General features: G+C 39.8%; 17 protein-coding genes and 3 tRNA genes. 18 read left to right on the top strand and 2 right to left on the bottom strand.

Going from position 1 to position 17,616, the window contains the following annotated elements; translation table 11 throughout:
- The 13 genes from BM308_RS11405 to BM308_RS11460 all read left to right on the top strand — a co-directional run.
- The coding region (locus tag BM308_RS11405) for a transposase (RefSeq protein ID WP_143098617.1) at window positions 1-298 on the top strand (298 nt) is incomplete at its 5' end.
- A gap of 304 nt (window positions 299-602) precedes the next feature.
- Window positions 603-1,571: an acetyl-CoA carboxylase, carboxyltransferase subunit beta gene (accD, locus tag BM308_RS11410; protein WP_083425561.1), complete on the top strand. Its 969-nt coding sequence runs from the start codon at window positions 603-605 to the stop codon at window positions 1,569-1,571.
- 44 nt (window positions 1,572-1,615) lie between these two features.
- On the top strand, window positions 1,616-2,926 hold the full coding sequence (locus BM308_RS11415; protein ID WP_074945344.1) for a bifunctional folylpolyglutamate synthase/dihydrofolate synthase: 1,311 nt from the start codon (window positions 1,616-1,618) through the stop codon (window positions 2,924-2,926).
- A 2-nt stretch (window positions 2,927-2,928) separates the two neighbouring features.
- Window positions 2,929-3,732, top strand: coding sequence for an SPOR domain-containing protein (locus tag BM308_RS11420; protein WP_074945345.1), 804 nt, complete (start codon window positions 2,929-2,931; stop codon window positions 3,730-3,732).
- A 15-nt stretch (window positions 3,733-3,747) separates the two neighbouring features.
- Window positions 3,748-4,539, top strand: coding sequence for a Nif3-like dinuclear metal center hexameric protein (locus BM308_RS11425; RefSeq protein WP_074945347.1), 792 nt, complete (start codon window positions 3,748-3,750; stop codon window positions 4,537-4,539).
- The gene (folE, locus tag BM308_RS11430) at window positions 4,520-5,185 is read left to right on the top strand and encodes a GTP cyclohydrolase I FolE (RefSeq protein ID WP_074945348.1); all 666 of its coding nucleotides are present in this window, start codon (window positions 4,520-4,522) and stop codon (window positions 5,183-5,185) included. The genes BM308_RS11425 and folE overlap by 20 nt, the downstream gene beginning before the upstream one ends.
- Window positions 5,186-5,197: 12 nt before the next feature.
- A complete protein-coding gene (locus BM308_RS11435; protein WP_074945350.1) occupies window positions 5,198-6,247 on the top strand; it encodes a glycosyltransferase family 2 protein in 1,050 nt (349 codons plus the stop codon).
- A 121-nt stretch (window positions 6,248-6,368) separates the two neighbouring features.
- Entirely contained in the window at window positions 6,369-6,740 is a 372-nt protein-coding gene (locus BM308_RS11440) for a GtrA family protein (RefSeq protein ID WP_074945351.1), read from the top strand.
- Window positions 6,741-6,754: 14 nt separating this feature from the next.
- Window positions 6,755-7,540 (top strand): tRNA pseudouridine(38-40) synthase TruA, encoded by a 786-nt coding sequence (truA, locus tag BM308_RS11445; RefSeq protein WP_074945353.1) that lies wholly within the window; start codon window positions 6,755-6,757, stop codon window positions 7,538-7,540.
- A gap of 35 nt (window positions 7,541-7,575) precedes the next feature.
- Window positions 7,576-8,154, top strand: a complete 579-nt coding sequence (gene pgsA / locus BM308_RS11450) for a CDP-diacylglycerol--glycerol-3-phosphate 3-phosphatidyltransferase (protein WP_074945354.1) — start codon at window positions 7,576-7,578, stop codon at window positions 8,152-8,154.
- A gap of 184 nt (window positions 8,155-8,338) precedes the next feature.
- Window positions 8,339-8,428: transfer RNA gene (locus tag BM308_RS11455), tRNA-Ser, on the top strand.
- A 66-nt stretch (window positions 8,429-8,494) separates the two neighbouring features.
- A tRNA-Ser gene (locus tag BM308_RS13400) sits at window positions 8,495-8,593 on the top strand.
- A 162-nt stretch (window positions 8,594-8,755) separates the two neighbouring features.
- Complete coding sequence (locus BM308_RS11460) at window positions 8,756-10,603, top strand: alpha-amylase family glycosyl hydrolase (protein ID WP_074945355.1); 1,848 nt, start codon at window positions 8,756-8,758, stop codon at window positions 10,601-10,603.
- A 13-nt stretch (window positions 10,604-10,616) separates the two neighbouring features.
- Here the strand turns inward: BM308_RS11460 and BM308_RS11465 are convergent, their stop codons facing one another.
- Window positions 10,617-10,949 carry a TusE/DsrC/DsvC family sulfur relay protein gene (locus tag BM308_RS11465; RefSeq protein ID WP_074945357.1) on the bottom strand — a complete coding sequence of 111 codons (333 nt, stop codon included), beginning with the start codon at window positions 10,947-10,949 and terminating at the stop codon, window positions 10,617-10,619.
- Between the two features lie 23 nt (window positions 10,950-10,972).
- On the opposite strand from BM308_RS11465, the gene BM308_RS11470 reads away from it, so the two are divergent.
- The 5 genes from BM308_RS11470 (at window position 10,973) to BM308_RS11490 (ending at window position 16,471) form a co-directional block, all read left to right on the top strand.
- Window positions 10,973-11,062: transfer RNA gene (locus BM308_RS11470), tRNA-Ser, on the top strand.
- A gap of 405 nt (window positions 11,063-11,467) precedes the next feature.
- Window positions 11,468-12,097, top strand: a complete 630-nt coding sequence (locus BM308_RS11475; RefSeq protein ID WP_074945358.1) for a sel1 repeat family protein — start codon at window positions 11,468-11,470, stop codon at window positions 12,095-12,097.
- 269 nt (window positions 12,098-12,366) lie between these two features.
- Complete coding sequence (locus tag BM308_RS11480; protein ID WP_074945360.1) at window positions 12,367-13,776, top strand: aspartate ammonia-lyase; 1,410 nt, start codon at window positions 12,367-12,369, stop codon at window positions 13,774-13,776.
- A 39-nt stretch (window positions 13,777-13,815) separates the two neighbouring features.
- The gene (locus BM308_RS11485) at window positions 13,816-15,282 is read left to right on the top strand and encodes an anaerobic C4-dicarboxylate transporter (protein WP_074945361.1); all 1,467 of its coding nucleotides are present in this window, start codon (window positions 13,816-13,818) and stop codon (window positions 15,280-15,282) included.
- A 166-nt stretch (window positions 15,283-15,448) separates the two neighbouring features.
- A complete protein-coding gene (locus tag BM308_RS11490; protein WP_074945363.1) occupies window positions 15,449-16,471 on the top strand; it encodes a bile acid:sodium symporter family protein in 1,023 nt (340 codons plus the stop codon).
- Window positions 16,472-16,552: 81 nt separating this feature from the next.
- Here the strand turns inward: BM308_RS11490 and ribA are convergent, their stop codons facing one another.
- On the bottom strand, window positions 16,553-17,152 hold the full coding sequence (gene ribA, locus BM308_RS11495) for a GTP cyclohydrolase II (protein ID WP_074945364.1): 600 nt from the start codon (window positions 17,150-17,152) through the stop codon (window positions 16,553-16,555).
- Window positions 17,153-17,616: the final 464 nt, after the last annotated feature.

Below are 17,616 nucleotides of genomic sequence, written 5' to 3' on the forward strand. Positions count from 1 at the left end.
AGATCAAGCGTATCTAAAGCATACATCAGCAGAGATGAAACTCTATATAGAAGAGATTATTAACTACTGTGAAGGCACAGAAAACAAGCATTTCATATGGTTTGCCAAGTTACTTAGAAATCATATTGATGGCATCATAAGTCATGCAGAATATCCGTTATCAAACGGAAAGGTTGAAGGTATCAATCAGAAAATAAAGACCATCAGAAGGAAGAGCTATGGACTACCAGATGATGAATATTTCTTTTTAAAGCTTTTTGATGCCTCCAGACAAAAATGGAAGGCTCAGATTGAATAGAGGATCTTTGTTCCCACATTTATTTGTACTGAGCCTTTTTTTCTCGAATGTTTTTTGTAAAATTTTTTGTTAAAATACACAACACTTAAAAATCAATAAGCTAAAGCGTAGTATAATCTGACCTGTTTTTTAAATGACTTTTGAGTAAAAGGTCAGAAGCGTCAATAGTTAAGATTTAGCTCTGCGTTATGTTAGAAAAATAAAACGCAGGTAAAGGATTACGTAAATAAACTGCCACTGATCCTGTAGGACAGGATTACAGTGATAAAGTTTTTAAATTTTAGTTAGTTAAGGTAAAGTTAATATGAGTTGGCTTGAGAATCTTTTACACAAAGCAACTCCATCAATTATTGGTGGAACCAAACACGAGATCCCTGAAGGTGTTTGGACTAAATGTTCAGCTTGTGATCAGGTTTTATATAGAGCAGAGTTAGAGAGAAATCTGAACGTCTGCCCTAAGTGCGGTCATCATATGCATATTAAAGCCAGAGTTCGTCTGGATTCATTCCTTGATAAGGATGGAAGAGAGGAGCTGGCTGAAGATCTTGAGCCAAAAGATATCCTTAAGTTCAAGGATCTGAAAAAATACAAGGATAGATTTACAGCCGCCCAGAAAAAATCTGGAGAAAAGGATGCTATTGTTGTAATCAAAGGTTCTCTAAAGGGACTTCCTGTAGTTGCCTGTGCTTTTGAATTTGATTTCATGGCAGGCTCTATGGGCTCTGTAGTTGGTGCACGTTTCTGTGCTGCAGTTGAAGAGTGTCTGCGTTCTCACCGTGCTCTGGTTTGTTTTGCTACCTCAGGTGGTGCCCGTATGCAGGAGTCATTATTCTCTCTGATGCAGATGGCAAAGACTTCAGCTGCTCTGTCAAAGCTTTCAAAGGCACATCTGCCATTTATCAGTGTATTAACTGATCCTACCATGGGTGGTGTAAGTGCTTCTCTGGCGATGTTAGGTGATGTGAATATTGCTGAGCCAAATGCTTTAATCGGCTTTGCCGGTCCTCGTGTTATCGAGCAGACTGTAAGAGAAAAACTTCCTGAAGGATTCCAGAGAGCAGAGTTCCTGGTTGAAAAGGGCGCTATTGATATGATTGTTACCCGTGCTCATATGAGAGATGAGGTTGCAGATCTGGTTGCTCTGCTATTAGGCTCTAATAATCCTGATACACCTTTAATTGAAGTCAAGACTGCTGCTAAACACCGTAAAAAGGCTCAGAAGACTCAGTCTGTCGATGCTCAGGTAGTTGAATCCTCAGACGTTAAGATTTAAGGACATAATTCTCTGCTTAGGCAGAGAATTTTTGTTAGTTTAGGATGAATAATAAAAATAACAGCGATAAGCCTGGCTCACTATCAGCCTGGCTTGATTATATAGAAGGCCTTAATCCTACAAAAATGGAGCTGGGCCTTTCTCGTGTTCAGAAAGTAATTTCCAGGCTATCTCTTACTTCTCTAGAAAAAGCTCTAAAAATCGAAATCGCAGGAACAAACGGTAAGGGCTCAACTGCCGCTTTAATATCCTCAGCCGTCTCTTTTAGCGGAATTTCTACAGGTCTATATACATCTCCTCATTTACTGAAGTTCAATGAACGTATAATGATTGATGGACAGCCTGTCAGTGATGAGCTTTTATGTGAAGCATTTTCATTGGTATATGATAATGCTAAGGATATTCCGTTAACCTATTTTGAGTTCACTACCTTAGCGGGCTTTGTATGTTTTGACAGAGCTGGTGTAAAAGTCGCGGTTCTGGAAATAGGACTTGGCGGACGACTGGATGCTGTAAACGCACTTGATGCCGATATCTGTGTAATTACTTCAATCGGGCTTGATCATACCCACATCCTCGGAGATACTCTCGAAAAGATTGCAGCAGAAAAAGCAGGGATCATTAAAGAGAATTCTCAGGTGGTAGTAGGCAGAATGAAGAATGAGCCTCTGTACAGAATTTCTCAGATCTGCAAAGAGAAAAATGCATCACTGATGGTCGAGGGAGTTGATTTCTATGGACTGTCTGATTCAAAATTCAGATATGTACAGAAAGGAAGTTCAATTGTTTCAGCCTTTGAATATCCAATGCCAAAGATCCCTCAGATCTGTGCTCCGGCAGCATTGAAAGTAATTCATCTGCTTTTAGAAAAAGGCCTTAAGATATCCACGAATGCAATAGCTAAAGCTATGAGTGAAGTCTCTCTGCCTGGCAGAATGCAGTGTGTTCACCGATCACCTGCCATTTATCTGGATGTGGCTCATAACCCCCCTGCAGCGGTTCACTTAAAAGAGGTTTTAGGCAGAAAGATAAAATTTGGCAGACGCTATGCAGTTATCGGCATGCTCAAAGATAAGGATATCGAGTCAGTTCTTGAGATTCTGAAGACTTCATTTGATGCTTTTTATGTAGCATCTCTACCAACAGAGCGAGGCGAAAAGTCCCAAAGGCTGTATAATGCTTTAATAGCAGGTGGAACTGATAATGATCTGGTAAAATCATATTCAGATGTAGAGCAGGCATTAAAAGAATGTCTTGCCGATACAGATTCTAATGATGAGATTTATGTAATCGGCTCCTTTGTGACAGTAACAGAAGCCGTTAACGCTTTAAAAAAAATAGATTTGGATAAATAAAAATGACTGACAATAAAGAAACAAACAAAAAAGAGGAAAAGACAATTTCCAAAAGTTTAAGAAACAGAATTGTAGGCTTTCTGGTTTTATTATCAGTTATTCTGATCTTTATGCCTTTTTTAATGAAGGATGATGTTGTTGCCAAAAAGAATACAGATGCTATCGCTATTACTCCAGAGGGGGCTGTAACCGATAACAACGGTCAGCTTGTATCTGCTGGTGAACACGACTACTCAGATCTGCTTGATCCTATTGATGACTCTGTAGCAAAGACTCAGGTGCAGCCAAAGGCTGATTCTCCTTTTGATGCCCTAAAGAGCAAAGGAAATGATAACACCAAGAATGTTGAGGCTGCTGATATTCCAGATGACAGTATGTTTGCATCATCTGAGCTTGAGGTGGCAACTCCTACCAGTGCAGCTGGTAATGTAACTCTCCCAAGTGTTTCAGAACAGACACCAAAGAGCGAAACCTTAAAATCTGCTCATGCAAATGTCACAGCTGCAACTCCTAATGTAAAAACACAAAAGGAAAAGGCTCCTGCTCAAAAGAGTGATTCAAACGCCTTAGCTTCTGGAAACTATGCTGCTCAGGTTGGTGTTTTCTCAAAGAAAACCGGTGCTCAGCAGGTTATCAATCAGCTTAAGAGTGCTGGCTTTACTCCAGTAACTCAGAACGTGAATATCAATGGCAAGCCACTGATAAAGGTATACGCCGGAACCTCAAAGAACAGAGCTGCAGTACAGGGAATCTGTCAGAGAGTTCAGGCAAAGACCAGTATTAAATGTATGGTTCAGACTTTATAGTCAAAAGGTGAACAAATGCATATAGATGAACTGACAGCCTATCTTCACTCCTATCTTAAGGTAGGAGAATTTTCTGATGCCTCACTAAATGGCCTGCAGATAGAAGGTTTTAAAAACTGTACAAAAATCGCTACTGCTGTTACAGCATCCCTTGAAGCAATCGATGCTGCAATAGAGGAAGGGGCTGATACTCTTCTGGTTCATCATGGACTTCTCTGGAAAGGTCAGATGTCTCCAATCAGAGGCTCCTTAAAAGAGAGATATTCGGCAATTTTAGAATCCAATATCAATCTTCTGGCATACCACCTTCCATTAGATGCCAATATGGAAGTCGGAAACAACAGCTATCTGTGCAGTCTTCTTGATTTAAAGAATATCGATTATGTGAGTGCCGGTGATCCATCCTCCATTGCAATGAAAGGTACCTTTGATAGCAGAAAGTCCATCAGTGAAATTGCCTCTGTTCTTGCAGATGCTCTTCAGAGCAGCGTTCAGGTCTTAGGCAACTGTGATAAGAATACCCTTATCTCAGATGTAACTGTTTGTTCTGGTTCCGGCTCATTTCTTATAGACTCAAACTACGTACCGAAGTTTGAAGCGCTGATTACAGGAGATGTAAATGAGCAGACCTATCACATGGCTAAGGAAACCGGTACACCTGTTTTTGTATTAGGTCATGACGCCTCGGAACAGGGGGGTATCAAGCTTTTAGGTGATCATATAGCCCGCAGGTTTGATATAGAACATATACATCTGCATTTTAACGTCGAAAGCGAAGTTGCCGTTTATGACTACTCAGATAAATAATTCAGAACTGTCTCCTGAAGCTATATTAGTAAGAGACGCTTTAATCAGGCACGGACTTGAATCTCCTTGGCAGGACAACGGTCTTAGCTCAGATGAGAAAAAAGATATTATCCGTTCTCATATGTCATCTATTATGACCACCTTAGGACTTGATCTTAATGATGATTCTTTGTCTGAAACCCCATCCCGTGTTGCTAGAATGTTTGTGGATGAGGTTTTCTCCGGCCTTGATTACAGAAATTTTCCAAAGGTAAGTGTATTTGAAAACAAGATGCATTTTGATGAAATGGTAAAAGTCTGCAATATTACTGTTACATCAACCTGCGAACATCATTTTGTGGTTATGGATGGAGTGGCTAAGGTAGCCTATATGCCTTCAGATAAAATTATCGGCTTATCCAAGGTTAACCGAATAGTTCAGTTCTTTGGTCACAGACCTCAGGTGCAGGAAAGAATGACTCAGCAGATAAAAGTAGCGCTGCAGACGCTGCTGGATACTAAAAACGTTGCTGTAACCATTACTGCTACACATTACTGTGTAAAATCCAGAGGTGTTAAGGATCAGACTTCTGAAACCACTACCACAGCTTTAGGCGGTCTTTTCAAGACCAACCCATCCTCAAGACATGAGTTTTTAACTGACTAAAAGAAGGTTCATATGAGAAATCCTGATTATAAGGTTGCTTTAATTGTTCCTGTTTATAACGAACATGAAACAGTTGAAACTTTTGTTAAAACAGTTAATGAAAAATTAGCTCCTGAGCTTGAGCATATTGAAATTGTATTTATTGATGACGGCTCAGCTGACAATACTGTAGAACTGATTGAAAAACTACAGGAAAATGATAAAAAAATCAGTTTAATCAGACTATCAAGAAATTTCGGCAAGGAAGCTGCCATGTCTGCAGCTTTAGATCTGGTCCAGTCTGATGCTATAGTGCCAATTGATGTTGATCTTCAGGACCCACCAGAGCTTGTACTGGAATTTATCCGCATCTGGCGTGATGAAGGGATTGATACAGTATATGGTGTAAGAGAGGATCGCTCCAGCGACACCAATACCAAGCGAGTTTCTTCAGAAGGCTTCTACTATGTCTTCAACAAGATGTCCGGAAAGGTTAAGATCCCATCAAATGTAGGTGATTTCAGACTGATTGACCGAAAGATTATTGATATTCTTAAGACTCTTAAGGAACGTAACCGTTTCATGAAGGCACTGTATGCCTGGCCAGGTTTCAGTTCTAAAGGCGTTGGCTATACGAGACCGGAGAGAATTGCAGGCCAGACCAAATGGAATTACTGGAAACTGTGGAACTTTGCCTTAGACGGTATATTTGCGTTCTCATCTCTGCCTTTAAAGGTCTGGTCCTATATAGGAGGATTTATCGGTCTGCTGTCTCTGATATATATGACCTGGAACATTTTAAAAACTATGCTCTTCGGTAACCCAACCGCCGGTTATACAACCTTAATCTGTGTGATCCTGTTCCTAGGTGCAGTACAGCTGATTTCAATCGGTATTTTAGGTGAATATGTGGGAAGACTTTCTCAGGAAGTAAAGGGCAGACCTGTTTATGTAGCTCAGTCTATTACAGGCCCACTGGCAAAAAAAATTCCACATGGCATTTCATCTACAGAGGTTGGTATTTCCTATAATTCTGAGGAAAAACCTGTAAAAAAAGTGACCGCTAAAAAAGAAAAAGCCTAATCTCATTTAACGACAAGGTCTGTATTCTGGATATTCAGTTTCTGACCTTGTTAAATAGAATTAACTTTGCGTATGGCGCTATGATTCCACTTGTCTGAGTGGATTTTTGTTTATCAGGAATATGAATTCTAAGAAAAGTTTTTACGAGCTTATCCGCTTTGTAATTGTCGGCGGAGCAGCAACCCTGGTTGATCTGGCGGTAACCACCATTCTGGTGTTTGCCACTTCTCTGCATGAGAACATTATAACCAGTTTAGCCTTTATTACTGCCTTCTGGGTTTCTTACTTTGGACACAAGAATTTTACATTTAAAAAAGACGGCAGTGCGATATCCTTTTTTATACTTGCAGTTTCAACTCTTGTGATACGTAATATTATTGTATGGGGACTGGTACTTTGCAACATCCGAGGTTTACCTGCACTGATAACTGCAATGGTGGCTGTTACTGTCATTACCTATTTTGTAGCTAAATTCAAGATTTTTAAAGGCTGATTTGAGGAGTTTTTGTGCGCATTGCTTTAGGAATCGAATACGAGGGAAGTAATTACGCTGGATTTCAACGCCAGAGTACTTTAAAAACAGTACAGGGGGAGTTGGAAAGAGCCCTTTCAATCATTGCCGATGAGGAAATACAGCTGCAGTGTGCCGGCAGAACCGATGCAGGTGTTAATGCCACAGGGCAGGTAGTTCATTTTGATGTGGTAAAAGAAAGACCTGATCGTGGCTGGATCATGGGAACCAATAACAATCTTCCAAATGATATAGCTGTTACCTGGGCCAAACATGTGGATGAATCCTTCCATGCAAGATTTTCTGCAAAAGCCAGACGTTATCGCTATATTATCCAGAATACTCTTTACAGACCAGGAATTCTAAGCAAGGGAGTTTCCGTATATCAGGGAGATTATGATATAGAGCTGATGCAGGAGGCTGCAGATTATATTCTGGGCGAACACGATTTCAGTTCATTCAGAGCCTCAGAGGATGAATCCCGCTCATCAAACCGCTGTGTTCATTTCTGCAAGGTCTACAGATATGGTCAGTATATTGTTTTTGATATTGCAGCCAATGCCTTTTTAATGCATATGGTCAGAAATATAGTGGGATCCCTTTTAACAGTTGGAAATAAAACCAATTCTGTTCAGTGGTTTAGAGATATGTTTGATGCAAAGGACAGAAATCTGGCAGGACCTACAGCAAAACCGCACGGACTTTATCTTGTGGATGTAAGCTATCCAAGTGAATTTAATTTACCGAAAAGACAGTGTATTGGTCCGATCTGGATGCCGTAACATGTTACAATAAATAAAAAAAATTAGGACACGTTATGTTTAATATCCCAAATATTCTTACTTTAATCAGATTAGGCCTGATTCCAGTATTCATCATACTGTTTTACATGCCTACGGATATGTCAAATTTCTATGCGGCGATAGTTTTTGTAATTGCAGCTCTTACAGATCTTCTTGATGGATATCTTGCTCGAAAAATGAAACTCACCACTAAATTCGGTGCATTTCTAGATCCCGTTGCAGATAAGATTATTGTTTGTACCGCACTGGTGCTGATTGTGGAACATTACTCATTATATAGAGACGTGCTATATCCTCATTTGGGTAAATTCATAACTATTCCTGCAATGATTATCATTGCAAGAGAAATTACGGTATCTGCCTTAAGAGAATGGATGGCTGAACTAGGCAAACGCGCCAATGTGGCAGTAAGCTGGATCGGTAAGTGGAAGACTACAATTCAGCTTGTAGCTATTTCAGGTTTAATCTGGCGTTACAATGAAGTCATGATCTATGCAGGTGTTGTAGCACTGATCATTGCAACTATTCTTACAATCTGGTCGATGCTGATTTATCTAAAGGCTGGATTGGTTTATATGAAAGAAGATAAGTAGTCTATCAAAAAATACCTGTTTAATAGATTAGACTATTTTTATTATACAAAAACTAAAGCAAAGTCGATTTAAAAGGCTTTCTTTAGTAAAAACACTAAGTTAAATACAAAAATAAACGAAAAATTAAGTAAAAAAACACTTTATTTTTTCAAAAAAAATCCTTATAATGCATTCCGTTTTCAACGGATGGATGGCAGAGCGGTTGAATGCAACGGTCTTGAAAACCGTCGAGGGTTCACGCCCTCCGTGAGTTCGAATCTCACTCCATCCGCCACTTACAAATAAGCTGGTTCTGTAAACAATCAAAATGATCTTTGTGTAATAAGATCAACATTTCTGCGGATGGATGGCAGAGCGGTTGAATGCAACGGTCTTGAAAACCGTCGAGGGTTCACGCCCTCCGTGAGTGAAAAAAACAATTTCAAATCTCTTTTCTTCTCCTGAAAAAAAACAAATTTGAGCATTCATTTATTTAAATAAAAATAAATGTGATCTATCTCTTTTTATGTTTTGATTTTACTAGTGAAAACAAAATAAAATAGATAGATTAGTGACTATAATTAGATAAAAGTGTGCTTTATATTAAATTTTTCGGATTAGTATGAAACTAAAAACTGCTGCTTTAGTTCTGGCGGTATCTGTAGCCGCAGGTGGTCTTGCCTATAAATCAACTGTACCAGAAAACAATGCTTTTGAAGGTTCTGATTTGCCCTTTGAATGGCACAATGCCAATGTCTATTTCGTAATCACAGATCGATTTGCCAATGGTGAGAGAAACAACGATAACAGTTACGGCAGACCTTATAAGGATGATTCAGGCTATACAGCAGGCACCTTCCACGGAGGAGATTTTGCGGGCCTGACATCTAAACTTGACTACATCCGCTCTCTTGGCGTCAATGCCATCTGGGTCAGCTCTCCAGTGGAACAGATTCACGGTTGGGTAGGTGGAGGCCCAATGGGCATTTATCAGTACTATGCCTATCATGGGTACTACCCTTTGGATTTTACTTCTATAGATGCTAACCTCGGAACAGTAGATGAGTTCAGAAACTTTGTAACTGAAGCCCATAAACGCGGCATCAGGGTAATGATTGATGTGGTTATGAATCATAGTGGCTATGCAACCTTAAAGGATATGTGCGACTTTAAATTCGGAAGAACCACTGACAATGTTGATCCCTGTGCTAAATTTATTCCAGATATGGAAGCAGGGCAGTCTTATCATAACAAGCCTATAGATGCATCTCCTGATGATAGCTGGAATCGCTGGTGGGGGAAGGACTGGATTCGTTTTGACGGTTATGGTCAGACCTGTGGTGCAGATGATTCTGTTGATGGCTGTCTAGCTTATCTGCCTGATTTCAAGAATTCTGATCCTAATGGCAAAGAGGTTACAATTCCGGTATTCCTTCAGGAGAAATGGAGTAAAAAGGATAAACTTCACGATATCCCTGCGGCAATACCATATCGTCAGGGACAGATGAGTGTAGCTCAGTTTGAAGCTCACTGGCTTGCCTCCTGGGTTGAGGAGTTTGGTATTGACGGCTTCAGATGTGATACCGTCAAGTACGTACCTCAGGAAACATGGAAACTGTTAAAAGAGTTATCGGAAAACGCTCTTAACAAATGGAGACTTGCCAATAAAGGAAAAGATCCTGCTGCCAGCTGGAGTGATCCTTTCTATATGACAGGAGAAGTCTGGGGCTTTACCAACGATCCTGAGGACAAAATGGGCTATGGCTCAAAGGGAGGATTTGATTCCCTGATTGACTTCTATTTCAACCCTGACGGCGTAAATCTGAATACCTGTATTATTCCGGACACAGAGGAGTGGAATCGCTATGCTCAGTTGTACGGCAGAGAAAACTCAAAGGTAAAACTTGGTAATCTGACCTATATCTCCTCTCACGATACTTCCTTATGCAGAAAGAAGGATATGGAGAAGACTGCAGTAATGTTCACCCTGATGCCTGGTGCTATTCAGATGTTCTACGGTGATGAAACATCACGTGAGAATGACAAGGGAGGCGGTATTGATTTAGAGCAGGGCATGCGTTCAGATATGAATTTCCCTGCTGATATTATCAACGCTGATAAGTGGGCTGCCAATGTAGGACGTTTAAGCACGGAGTATTCCTCCAATAAGGTGCTTTCAGTATGGCAGAAGGTTGGACAGTTCAGACTGAGAAATCCAGCAGTCGGAGCCGGTGCCCAGTACAGTATTGGAGAGAATAGCTTCTGCAGAATCTATCAGGATAAAGCAAAGGGGATAGATAACAGGGTAGTTATTCATTTAGGAGAGTCAGATAAGCTTGATGTTTCCAAGTGTTTTGCCAACGGAACCGTTCTTCAGGATGGATATTCAGGAAATGAATACAGAGTCATAAACGGTTCAGTTGAGATCAAATCTGATAAGGTTGCCTTGCTGGAGGTTAAACGCCTGTAAACGACAATTAAATCTAAATACACTTTACAGGTTTTGGCAGTCCTGCATACTTGGCAGCGCTTTTAGCGGCTCCGTCAGGAAACAGAACTGCCAGTTTTATTGAAGAAGCAAGCGCCTCATGCCCTGATGTTTTAAGATACTTAATCAGAATTCTGATAGCAGGAGTCGTGGCGTATTCATCAAAGTAATTTTTTACAGCCTTAATAATTAAAATATGCTCTTCAGTTAATTCAAGACCGTCATTTTTTGCCATATAATTCATTAAATCTTCATTCCAGTCATCTCTGTTTTTTAAATAACCTTCAGAATCAGTTAAAATTTCTCTTCCATTAAAGTTAAAACTCATATATAATGTTCCTCGTTTTCAGCGGATGGATGGCAGAGCGGTTGAATGCAACGGTCTTGAAAACCGTCGAGGGTTCACGCCCTCCGTGAGTTCGAATCTCACTCCATCCGCCACTTCAAAGCTTCTCTATTTTTTTCTTGTCTCTAAAAATCTTTTTAATTCTAGCAAAAACTATTCGTTTGTTTTGTTCTAAATTATTCTTAGCTATCATTTTGTTAATCTTTTTAAACAAAATCAATAAGTTGTAAAAATAAATATACGATATTTGCATCTTTTTGGCGAGAGTGATTTTTCGTGCGTAAAGTGTGCTAATAATATGTTACGTAAGTAATTATTTGTAAATTCAATTAATTTTATAAACTGCAATGTTAGTTTTCGCAATTTGATCTACCACTATATATGCCGTTTGGCCTTGATAATTTATTTTACAAAAAGCATTTACAAGGTTTATTTTTTATATATAATGTACCCAAAAGATGTGATTTTGATCACTATACAATTTACCTTATGATCGCTATATGAAATTAATAAAAATTTTTATTTTCTGCATTTGTGTTATCTGTATAAGTACCCCTCTTGTTTTTGCTATCTGCAACAGCAGCAATTTAGAAAACAGGGAAATTCTGAATACCGCTGATAATGGTACTTCAGCGTCAGAGGATAATCTTGCAAATTGTCTTGCCGAGCGAGACAGACTGCTTGAGCATAGAGACTATCACAAGGCTTTTTCATATCTGCGTACTCTGTGTGAAAAGTATAAAGATTCAGAATCATGCAATCTGACATATTCAACTTATTTTGCAATGCAGGATAACTCTGTTAACGTTTCTCCAAGTGCTCAGAATGTTACCCTGTACGAGGTTTTATATTATCTGGATCTCGGCTGTAAGCTGAATAACTATGATTCATGTATGAAAGCAGCCCGTCTGTATGAATACGGCGCAAAGCCTGGTGCATCACAAATGAAAGGTTACAATATTGCATATGATGCAACAGAAGCTAAAAAGTACTACAAGCGAGTATGTGAGTCCGTTTCAGACAGTGCCATGGATGCCTGTTCACGTGTTGTAGAGCTGTCACGTCAGAACAACAGAAATGTTCCTTTAGCAGATTCATTTGTAGATAATCTGGTAAAGAAATTAAACTAATCCTTATGTTCTAATTACCTAATTTTAGGTATCTAATTTTGTTCTTGTTTTTCTCGTATGGAGCAATTATCAGTGTGATAATTGCTCTATTTTTTTTTAATCGTATGTGATCAATCATCTATTTTTAAGATCTTAATTTACCAAAAATCTGTTTTAGAACTTATAGTTATAGTGTCTTAATATCTTGCTCAGTTTTTGGGCAAAAATGATCCATTATGGAACATTTGTTTTAATTATTTCTATAAAAAACAAACAATAAGGAAGATACAATGACTAGAAAAGAACATGATTTTATTGGCGAGCTCGAACTGCCTGATGACATCTACTACGGAGTTCAGACATACAGAGCTTTAAATAATTTCAAGATGACAGGTCACCGCTTCAAAGATTATCCTCTGTTTGTAAAGGCATTTGCACAGGTTAAGAAAGCTGCTGCAAAAGCTAATGCAGAAGTCGGTGTCCTTGACAAAGATAAAGCAAAAGCTCTATGCGGTGCTGCAGACAAGGTTATTAAAGGCCAGTATGCAGACCAGTTTGTTGTTGACATGATTCAGGGTGGTGCTGGTACCTCAACCAACATGAATATGAATGAGGTTCTGGTTAACGTTGCTCTTGAAGGCATGAAACACAAAAAAGGTGAATATCAGTACCTCCATCCAAATGATCACGCAAATCTTGGACAGAGTACCAATGATACCTATCCAAGCTCAATCAAGGTAGCATCAGTTTACTACCTGACCGATCTTAAGAAAGCTCTTGAAGATCTGAAAGAGGCTTTAAAGAAGAGAGCCAAGGAATTCAAGGATATTATCAAGATGGGACGTACAGAACTTGAAGACGCTGTACCTACCACTTTAGGCAATACCTTCAACGCCTTTGCTTCATTCATCGATTCTGACATTGATCATGTTGATAAAGCCTGCAAACTTATGACAGTACTGAATCTTGGTGCTACCGCTATCGGTACTGGCATCAACTGTCATCCAGACTACAGCAAGGCTGTAATCAAGCATCTGACCGAAATTACCGGCGTTAAGTTCTCAAATGCAAAGGATCTGATTGCTGCAACTCAGGATACCGCTGACTATGTAACCGTCAGTGCAACACTGAGAACTCTGGCAGTTCATCTGTGCAAGATTGCAAATGACTTAAGACTTATGAATTCAGGTCCACGCTGCGGTTTAGGCGAGATTGATCTTCCTAAGATGCAGCCAGGCAGCTCAATTATGCCAGGCAAAGTAAATCCTGTAATTCCTGAGGTTACCTTAGAAGCATGCTATCAGGTAATGGGTAATGATCTGACTATTACTCTATGTGCTGAAAGAGGCGAGTTTGAGTTGAATGCAGTGGAGCCAGGTATTGCTTACGCTCTGTTCAATTCATTAAATCTGATTACCAACGCTGTAATTACCGTCAACAAGTATGCTGTTGCAGGACTTAAGCCTCGTACTGAGGACTGCCTGAAGTCAGTTCTGAACTCTGTTGGTATTGTTACCGCATTCAATCCATACCTAGGCTATGAGAAATCTGCATCAATCGCAAAGGAGGCATTGCAGACAGGAAAAGCTGTGGGCGACATCTGCCTTGAAAGAGGTTATATGTCAAAGGATCAGATCAAGAAGCTCTTAGAGCCAAAGAATATGCTCAACCCACGTATGACTCAGAAAAGAGAAGGCTAGTACATAGCTATAGGTTTAATTTCTTAAGAGATTGATACTATGATATTTGCAGAGATTATTGTTCTATTGGGCGCCATCTATCTTGGTGTGCGCTTAGGTGGTATAGCCATTGGCTATGCCGGTGGTTTAGGTGTTGTGGCACTGACTCTCCTCGGACTTAAGGCAGGTAATATTCCTTGGGATGTTATTCTGATCATTATGTCTGTTATTGCAGCTATCACTGCAATGCAGGAAGCCGGTGGTCTTGACTATCTGGTAAAGCTGGCTTCAAACGTTTTACGTCGCCATCCAAAGCACATTAACTTTTTAGCTCCAACAGTAACCTGGCTGTTAACAGTATTTGCTGGTACCGGTCACACCGCTTTCTCAATGATTCCTGTGATTACAGAAGTTGCCAAGGGCGAAAATATCCGTCCTTGTGTTCCTCTGTCAATTGCAGTTGTAGCATCTCAGATTGCGATTACCGCTTCTCCAGTATCTGCAGCTGTAGTATTCATGGCTAGTGATCTGGCTTTAGGCGGTTTAGGTATTGATTACCCAACCCTGCTTTTAATCTGGATCCCAACCACATATCTTGGCTGTATGCTGACTGCATTCCTCATGAATATGTTCTGCAAAATGGATTTAAGCAAGGATCCTGAGTACTTAAGACGTCTTGAGGCTGGTGAAGTTACCAAGACTGTAAAGCATGAGGAGATTCAGTTAAAGCCTCACGCAAAACGCTCAGTTCTGATCTTCTTAATCGGCGTGCTTGCTGTTGTATTCTATGCATCTGCAATCAGTAACAATGTTGGTCTGATTAAGCCAAGTGTTATTACCGGATACGAGACAGTTTATGAGAAAGAAAAGCCTGAACTGTTCGCTCAGCTTCGTGATGAGCAGAAACTTGAGGTTATTGAAACTCTGGACAAGGGTGCTTATGTAAACAAGCCAATCAAATCTCTTGCATTAACCCGTGATAACGCAATTATCAGCTTCATGATGATGATTGCAACCTTCATCGTAATTCTATGTAAGGTTGATGTGGGTAAATTAAGTTCTACCTCAACATTCAGAAGTGGTATGACTGCCTGCGTCTGCGTTCTGGGTGTTGCATGGCTTGGTGATACCTTTGTATCAAACCACACAGCAGAAATTAAGAATCTGGCAGTTGATTTCGTAAAGAGCTATCCTCCTGTACTGGCTGTAGCATTATTCCTGGCAAGTATGCTTCTATACTCTCAGGCAGCAACAGCTAAGGCTCTGATCCCAACAGTTATCGCTGCCTTAGGCATGACAGCTGCAAATAACGGTGATGCATATATTCTTGTTGCCAGCTTTGCTGCAGTATCAGCTCTGTTCGTGCTGCCAACCTATCCTACTCTGTTAGGTGCAGTACAGATGGATGATACCGGTTCAACTCAGATCGGCAAGTATGTATTCAACCACCCATTCTTCATTCCAGGTATTCTAGCAATTGCTATCACAGTTGCTCTTGGATTCGTATTTGCTCCAATGATGCTATAATCTTTACTCATTGATAGCCAAAGGGTGGTCCTTCACGGATCACCCTTTTTTTGTTTTTAAAATTTATAACTGGCGCACAAAAATCATGAAAATACAGTTTAAAGGTTGAAGATATAAACAATAAGCGATTTAATAACGTAACAATAAATTTACATAAGGCGTCATGATGTCAAAAATAATTTCATATCTGGGACTGCTTAGTTCCTTTTTCAGCAAGACCTTTGCTTTCTGGGTAATTTTCTTTGCTGTTATCGCTTATCTGTATCCTGAGTATTTCAAACCTATTGCCGCTTACATCTCCATTCTGCTGGGAGTAGTTATGTTCGGCATGGGCCTTACTTTATCACCTCATGATTTCTCAGAAGTACTAAAGCGTCCATTACAGGTTTTTATCGGTATGGCAGGTCAGTTCATAATCATGCCGGCCTTAGCTTTTGCACTGATTCTGTTTTTGGATCTTCCTCCTGAAATTGCTTCAGGTGTAATGCTGGTTGGATGCTGTCCAGGCGGAACCGCATCTAATGTTATGGCCTTTATTGGAAAAGGTGATGTACCTCTTTCTGTAACCATAACCGCATGTACAACTTTACTTGCCCCTGTAGTAACTCCAGCTCTTTTCTATTTCTTCGCAAGTCAGTGGATAAACATTGATCCATATTCAATGTTTATTTCTATTATTCAGATTGTGATTCTGCCGATTGTTGCAGGTGTTCTTCTTAACTTTATGTTTAGAAAGACTGTTACCAAAGTGGTGGTTTGTCTGCCAATGGTAAGTGTTTTTGCTATTATTTCAATTGTTGCAGCTGTGGTTGCCTCAAGTGCAGAGAAACTGGCAACAACCGGTTTACTGATTTTTGCAGTGGTGGTTCTTCATAACTGTCTTGGCTATGTGTTCGGTTACTCTCTGGCCAAGGTATTAAAAATGGGACTGCCACAGAAAAAGACTCTTGCAATCGAAATCGGTATGCAGAACTCTGGTTTATCTGTAGCTCTTGCCAACAAGCTGGCCATGACAGGTGCAGTTGATCCTATTGCAGCAGTTCCAGGAGCAATTTTCTCTGTATGGCACAATATCTCAGGTACTATTATTGCAACTATTTTTGCCAATATGACCGATAAAGAGAAGGATTTATCTGCAGATGCAGAGAATGATGCCCATAATCATGAATTAAAGGAATCTTTATCCTAGAGTAAGGCTTTGAGATAAAAGAATGCCCGTTAATACATTGTATTAGCGGGCTTTTTATTATTTTTAATAAACGAGAAGGGACTAATCCTGATGATGGAGGAGATGTCCCATTCTCTGTTCCTTGGTATCAAGATAGAACTCGTTGTATTCGTTTCTGCCGTACTCGATTGGCTTTCTGTCTACAACCTTAATACCGTGCTGTTCAATATCGTGAATCTTGGCAGGATTGTTGGTCATAAGAATAACCTTATCAAAGCCCATATTCTTCATAATCTGAGAACAGGCTTCATATTTTCTGGCATCAGCAGGAAAGCCAAGACGAACATTTGCATCAACAGTATCCACGCCCTGATCCTGAAGCTGATAGGCTCTGATCTTATTGAAAAGACCAATACCTCTGCCTTCCTGACGCATATAAAGCAGGGCCCCTCTGCCTTCTTTTTCTATAGCACGCAGAGCAGCTTCAAGCTGAAAGCCGCAGTCACATCTTAGAGAACCGAATGCATCTCCAGTCAGACATTCTGAATGGATTCTGCAGAGAACAGGTTCTCCGGTTTTCAGATCACCCTTGAAGATTACGGCATGATCAAGAAAATCATCTTCTTTGAAAACAACAATATTAAACTGACCGAATTTTGAGGGAAGTTTACCTACTGGTCCCTGAACAAGTTTTGTAGTCAAAGTTATTCCTATTGAATCTTTACGGTTTTATAAGGCCCCAAAAGCCTTCAGACTAATTGATTATTATTAATGCTGTGAAGTATATCATCTTTATAGGTTTATGACATCATGAGAACTTAACATTAAATATCTATATAGTGACAGCTCGGATGTCAAGCATTTTGTAAAACTTTTTGACTAGCGCTGTCCCTTGCCGAACTTTAATCATAACTTATTGTTTATTCAGGCATTGTTTGTCTGATTTTTATTCATTTCCAGACAATAAAAATATATTGGAAGCTAATCCAATTATATCTTCGGTTAGGATCAATTGCCTATAGGCAGGATCAATCTTTCTGCTATAAATTTTCCTTCTTAAGGTAACGCATCCTGTATTTCTGAACCATTTACTTTCGGTCTATTACCTACAACAAATGAATTTCTATAATCATGAGTCAGAGCTATTTCTCCGTACCTGAGAGATC

This window comes from Succinivibrio dextrinosolvens, from assembly GCF_900116345.1.
GTDB classification, from domain to species: domain Bacteria; phylum Pseudomonadota; class Gammaproteobacteria; order Enterobacterales; family Succinivibrionaceae; genus Succinivibrio; species Succinivibrio dextrinosolvens_B.